The 6587-nt window shown below is 52.2% G+C and carries 3 protein-coding genes; all 3 read right to left on the bottom strand.

The features are described from left to right. On the bottom strand, positions 1 to 2062 hold a 2062-nt coding region (locus RBB81_RS00560), incomplete at its 3' end, for an efflux RND transporter permease subunit (RefSeq protein WP_353070801.1). Next, complete coding sequence (locus RBB81_RS00555; RefSeq protein ID WP_353070800.1) at positions 2062 to 5241, bottom strand: efflux RND transporter permease subunit; 3180 nt, start codon at positions 5239 to 5241, stop codon at positions 2062 to 2064. The genes RBB81_RS00555 and RBB81_RS00560, both read right to left, overlap by 1 nt. Then, positions 5241 to 6341: an efflux RND transporter periplasmic adaptor subunit gene (locus RBB81_RS00550; protein WP_353070799.1), complete on the bottom strand. Its 1101-nt coding sequence runs from the start codon at positions 6339 to 6341 to the stop codon at positions 5241 to 5243. The genes RBB81_RS00555 and RBB81_RS00550 overlap by 1 nt, the downstream gene beginning before the upstream one ends. Positions 6342 to 6587: the final 246 nt, after the last annotated feature.

Below are 6587 nucleotides of genomic sequence, written 5' to 3'. Positions count from 1 at the left end.
CGACCGAGTCCACTAGACCGCCCGCTTGAAAGTAAGTGGCCACGTCGGGAAAGTCGGCGGTAAGTTTTTCTCGTACCTTCTGCATGTAGGCATAGCTCCCGGTCTTGTGGTCTTCTTTCAGGCTGACTTGAATGAACGCGGTGTGCATTCCCGAGTTGGAGGTATAGATCGCTGAGAGGTCAGGTGTAATGCCGATGTTGGAGACGATCATGTTGAGATCTTCAGGCGAGACCACAGTTCGAATGTCCTGCTCCATCTTGGCAATGTAGTCATCTGTTACCTCGATGCGAGTTCCGGCGGGGACCTTCACATTCACCACGAACTGGCCAGGATCGGTACGAGGGAAGAACGCTTTTCCTAGAAATGGATAGAGTGCGAAACTGCAAATGACAAAAAGACTGAATACCAGCACGACGAGGACGGGACGATCCAGACAGATCGCGATCGCCTTTTCGTATCTTGTTTGAAGTTTGTGAAAGCCCAGATTGAAGTTATCGATGACAACCCGAAAGACCTGAATCTTTCGCTTTGTGTGGATCGAGCACTCAAGGCCTTCTTCCACTGTTGAAGATCCATGCTGCATATGGGCCGGATCGACCGTAATGAACTTAGCGCAAAACAGTGGGACCACCGTCATAGCCACCAGATAGGAAGCGAACAGGGCGAGAACGACAGCAAGCGCCAGAGCGGTGAAAAGATATTTGCTTACGCCGAAGAGAAGAACGACTGGGAAGAAGACGATGCAAGTGCTGAAGGTAGCGGCCAAAACAGCAAGCTGGACCTCTTTGCCACCCTTGACTGCTGCTTCAGTTGGCGATTCGCCCATCTCCATATGCCGGAAGATGTTTTCAAGAACCACAACGGAGTTGTCGATCAAGCGGGATAGCGCCAAGGCAAGGCCGCCCAAAACCATTGTGTTAATCGAGCTGCCTCCAAGGTTGAGACCAAGGAAAGTTGCAAGACATGACACGGGAATCGAGATCAACACAGCAATGGTGGCCCGTAAGTTGCCCAGAAACAAAAAAATCATCAGTGCGGTTAGACAGAGCCCGATGGTTCCTTCATTGATCACATTCTTCACCGCGATTTTGACGAAGACAGATTGATCAAAAACGACATCCGTTTTGAGCACAGTGGGAATGTCGAGGAGGTTGGAAACAGCCTTTTTGACACCATTTACGATTGTGATCGTGTTGGAGTTGCCGCCCTGCTTGAGTACAGGGATATAGACGGAGTGCTGCCCGTCGACGCGGACGATGTTGGTCTGGAGTTGCCCCCCGTCTTTCGCCTCACCAATATCCGCGATCTTCACGGAAGCATTTCCGACAGTCTTCAAAGGAAGATCGTTGATCCGGTCGACCACAGGGATCTGGCTGTTTGCATAGATGTTGTAATCTTTCATCCCGATGCGAACATCGCCCGCTGGAAGTATGAGGTTCGACGTATTGAGAGAATCCACCACATCCATAACGCTCATTTGGTGAGCTTCAAGTTTTACCGGATCGACGTAGACCATGATCTGCCGGTAGCGTCCGCCATAGGGTTGCGGAACGGATGCACCGGGAACGTTCGCAACCTGGTTGCGGACCGTGAATTGCGCGAGGTCCTTCAGCTGTGTCTCGTTCAGACCCTCTCCCTTCAGCGTAATGAGGCAAACAGGAAGGTTGGCCGCGTCAAATTTCAGAACAACTGGAGGCAGCGTGCCAGGCGGTAACCGACGGAGATTCGCCATTGCAAGATTCGAGATGTTACTGACTGCAGCATTACCGTCTGTGCCGGGTTGGAAGTAGATCTTGATGAGACTGACACCGGGCAAAGAACGGGATTCAATATGGTCGATCCCGCTGCCAAGCGTAAAGAACCGTTCATAGCTATTCGTAATATCCGATTCAATCTGTTGCGGCGGCATTCCGGCGTAGAAGGTCGCTACTACTACCACCGGAATGTTGACCTCGGGAAAGAGGTCAACCGGCATATTCGAGACTGTGGTTACACCGACAACCACCACGAAGAGACACATCATGAGAATGAAGAACGGGTATTTAATAGCAAAGGAAGACATTAAGCCTCCCCTGCTACAGTGGTTTGCTCTTCCTTGCGATGAATCAGCAGATACGCTGCCGGTACCAGGAAGATCGTGACGATGACCGAGATTGTCAGGCCGCCCAAGATGGCTCGGGCAAGGGGAGCATATTGCTCACTGCCCGGTTCCAATGCCAATGCCATCGGAATGAGACCAAGAATCGTCGCCAAACTCGTCATCAAAATTGGCCGAAGACGCGCTTTGCAGGATTCAATGAGTGCCGTCTTGAGATCCCGACCCTCCTTGCGCAGCGTACCGGTGAACTCGACAATCAGAATACTGTTCGAAACGGCAATGCCCGCCGTCATCACAAGCCCCATCAATGACATTACGTTCAAGGTTGAGCCCGTAACGAAAAGGAAGACCAACGCACCCGAAAGTCCAGGTGGAACGGCGAGCAGGATGATAAACGGATCGGAGAATGAAGCAAACTGCGCCATCAAAATCAAATAGACAAGAACTACTGCCAGGACCAATCCAATGCCGAAGCTGGAGAAGGATTGCTGCATATCGCGTACGGTGCCGCGAACCTTCACCGTCACACCATTCGGAAGTTGCATCTGACTGACAACTGATTCGACTTGCTTGTTCACCTCGCTCAGATCTTCCGACTTCGGCATGACGTAGATGTCGAATACGGGACGTAGCTGATAGTGGTCCACCTCTGTCGGCGTATTAATTTCTGTAATGTCAGCCACAGATTGCAGAGGTGTTGTATTGAGGCCATTGGGCGATCGCAGCGGGATCTGCCGAAAGTCGGTCAGCGTCTTGATCTGTGTCTCCGGGTATTGAACCGTCAACATATAGCTATTGCCCGTCTTAGGATCGACCCAAAAGCTCGGGGCAATCATGCCGTCTGACGTCAGCGCTGTAATGACATTGTCGACAATATCTTTGGGGGTTATCCCGAGAAGGCTTGCACGTTCTCGATTGATATTCAGCTCCAGGCCTGGATAGTCGAGGTCTTGGGGAATAAGAACGTCGTTAACCGTATTGAATCTTCTTATCTTGGCCGCTGTCGCCCTGGCGATATCATCGGCTTGTTGCAGGTTCGTACCACCTATCTGAATATCTATGGGAGCAGGTTTCCCCTGATTGACAACCGAATCGACCAGGCCTCCGGCCTGGAGGTAAGTGGCGACATCTGGAAAATCTTCCCTGAGCTTCTCGCGGACCTTCTGCATGTAAAGGTAGCTTCCGGTCTTGTGCTCCTCCTTAAGGCTGACTTGGATAAAGGCGGTGTGCATTCCAGAGTTGGAGGTGTAGATTGCGGAAAGGTCTGGAGTGATCCCGATGTTCGAGACAATCATGTTGAGGTCTTCCGGCGAAACAACTTTTCGGATATCCTGCTCCATCTTTGAGATATAGTCGTCCGTTACCTCAATCCTCGTACCCGCAGGCACCTTAACATTCACCACGAACTGACCAGGATCGGTCCTTGGAAAGAATGCTTTGCCAATCAACGGATACACCGCAAAACTCAGGAGAACGACAACACTGATCGCGCTTACGACCACGCCGGCGCGCTCTAGTGCCTCACCGACCTTCTTTACGTACCATGTTTCGAGTCTGCGGAATGCAAGATTGAACTTGTCCACTACGACACGAAACACACGTATTCTTTTCCTGGCGCCCGTTATCGTTTCTGGACTGTGCTCTGCCCCAACGGAATGTGGTTCGGTGCCGGGATTGATTGTGATGAATAATGAGCAGAACAGTGGCACTACGGTCATCGCAACGACGTAGGAAGCGAAGAGTGCGATCACCACAGCCAAAGCCAGTGCCGTGAACAGATATTTGCTCACGCCATAGAGCATGAGAACGGGAAAGAACACGATACTTGTACTGACAGTTGCGGCCAGTACCGCAAGTTGAACTTCCTTGCCGCCGAGTTCGGCTGCAACTGCAGGCGACTCTCCCATCTCCATGTGACGGAAGATGTTTTCAAGAACAACGACCGAATTGTCGATAAGTCGCGACAATGCAAGCGCCAGGCCGCCAAGCACCATCGTATTGATGGAACTTCCTCCGAGGTTCAGCCCAAGGAAGGTGGCTAGAACGGAGATCGGAATCGAAATCAGAACAGCAATTGTTGCCCTGACATTTCCAAGAAAAAGCAAAATCATTAACGCCGTCAGGCACAGGCCGATGGTGCCTTCGTTAATCACATTCTTGACGGCAATCTTGACAAAAGCTGATTGATCGAACACTACATTGGTCTTTAGAACCGACGGAATATCGAGAAGGTTCGCAACCGCTTTTTTGACACCGTTGACGATAGTGATGGTGTTGGAATTGCCGCCTTGTTTCAGGACGGGAATGTAAACAGAATGCTGGCCATCGACGCGAACGATATTGGTTTGGAGCTGACCTCCATCCACAGCATGGCCGATATCGGCCACCATCACCGAGGCGTTGCCGACAGTCTTCAAGGGAAGATCGTTAATCTGACTTACAATCGGAACCTGACTGTTCGCGTAAATGTTGTAGTCCTTCATGCCAATGCGAACATCACCCGCTGGCAGAATGAGGTTGGACTTGTTGAGAGAGTCCACCACATCCATAACGCTCATCTGGTGCGCTTCCAGCTTCACCGGATCGACGTAAACCATGATTTGCCGGTAACGCCCGCCATAAGGTTGAGGAACCGACGCTCCAGGAACGTTCGCAACCTGATTTCGAACGGTGAATTGTGCAAGGTCTTTTAGTTCAGTCTCATTCAGTCCCTGTCCCTTCAGCGTAATCAGGCATACGGGGAGGTTGGCGGCGTCGAACTTAAGAACGACTGGAGGGAGTGTGCCAGGCGGTAGCCGGCGGAGATTTGCCATCGCAAGATTCGAGATATTGCTGACTGCGGCGTTGCCATCGGTGCCAGGCTGGAAGTAGATCTTGATCAAGCTAACCCCGGGCAATGAACGGGACTCGATATGGTCGATTCCGCTGCCAAGAGTGAAGAAGCGTTCATAGCTGTTGGTGATGTCCGATTCAATCTGCTGGGGCGGCATCCCGGCATAGAACGTCGCGACAACCACTACCGGGATATTGACATCAGGAAAGAGGTCGACGGACATGCTCGTAACCGTAGTGACGCCAACCACGATCACGAAGAGGCACATCATGAGAATGAAAAACGGATACTTAAGCGCGAAGGAAGACATTACTGATCTCCCGCCTGCTTGGGCATCCCAATGGTGCTTAGTTTAGGACGGACGACCTGACCGACCTCATAGTTCTGCTGTCCTGATACGATAACGGTCTGATGTTCGGAGAGCCCTTGCGTAATCTCGACCCGGTCGGACCCCTGAATCCCAAGCGTAATCCGGACCTTCTGAACCTTATTGCCGGTGTCGACAATAAGAACGTACGCTTGACTGTCTTCTTTGAGTACCGCCCCGGCAGGGACGGTGAGCACGTTCTTCTGAGCTTGCAGGACGATCGTCGTCTCCGCTGTCATTCCTGTGCTCAACGCGAGATCCGGGTTCGGGACATCGACCTCCGCGAGCATCGTTCGGGTGGAGGTCGTCAGCTCCCGGGTAAAACGAATGATCTTTCCTGAAATGGTCTTCCCCGTGGCTTGGAGCTTGATCCGTACATCTCCACCGATCTTGATGAATGGCACATCTTCCTCAGGTACAGGCATGCGTAGACGGAGCAAGTCACTTTGTGCGAGCTTGACGACAGGCATCGACTGCGTGTTCGATGCCGTTCCAGCTTGAATCAACGAGCCAACGTCCGCGTAACGCATCGTCACGACACCCGTAAAGGGTGCGGTCACGATCGAGTAATCTTCTAACGACTGGACGCGCTGGTTATCTGCCTTCGATATACCCAGTTGCTCCTTCGTCGCTTCGAGGGCAGACTTGGCCACATTGATCTTTGCTTCGGCATCCTGATCTTTAGCGCGAGAATCGTCCAGTTCCTGCTCTGCAATTAAACCTGGACGGCGCTTGGACGCCTCGGACAAACGCGTATACGCCGCATGGAGTGCCGCGTAGTTTGACTGGGCGAGGGTGACCTCGTTTTGCGCTCGAGCGATCTCAGACTGGCTATGCCGTATTTGTGCCTGCGAAGCGGCAACCTGCGCATTGAGCTCCGGCACTTCGAGCGTCGCGATGACCTGCCCGCTCTTAACGCGGTCACCAATGTCCACATTAATACGACGAATGTAGCCGGATACTTTAGCGTGCAGTTCGACTTCCTGATAGGGCTGGAACTCACCCGCAACGGTTAACGTACTCGCTAGGTCACCCTTTGTCACGGGAGCAACTGAGGCTGTTGCGGGCGGGGATTCTGGCTGTTTTTCCCTGCAACCACTGAAGACAAGGCACGGAAGCGCTATGAGCAGCGCACCCTTAAAAACGACCGACGGGGATCGCATAGACATGATCAAGAAACCTATCTCGGTACCGGTAAATGGATGGCAGCAGTAGGGCCTTCCAAGGACGTGCAACCCCGCATAGGCTGAGGGCTGACTAACGATCTACTTGGAGGAACTAACTAATGA

Origin of the sequence: Tunturibacter gelidoferens (assembly GCF_040358255.1) — a bacterium.
In the GTDB taxonomy this organism is placed as follows: Bacteria; Acidobacteriota; Terriglobia; order Terriglobales; family Acidobacteriaceae; genus Edaphobacter; species Edaphobacter gelidiferens.
Note: the sequence above shows the minus strand (reverse complement) of the source record. Positions and strands in the feature narration are given on the sequence as shown.

Excerpts from the sequence above, each read along its gene's own strand:
- RBB81_RS00555 (WP_353070800.1), bottom strand. The coding sequence starts at position 5,241 with ATGTCTTCCTTCGCGCTTAAGTATCCGTTTTTCATTCTCATGATGTGC.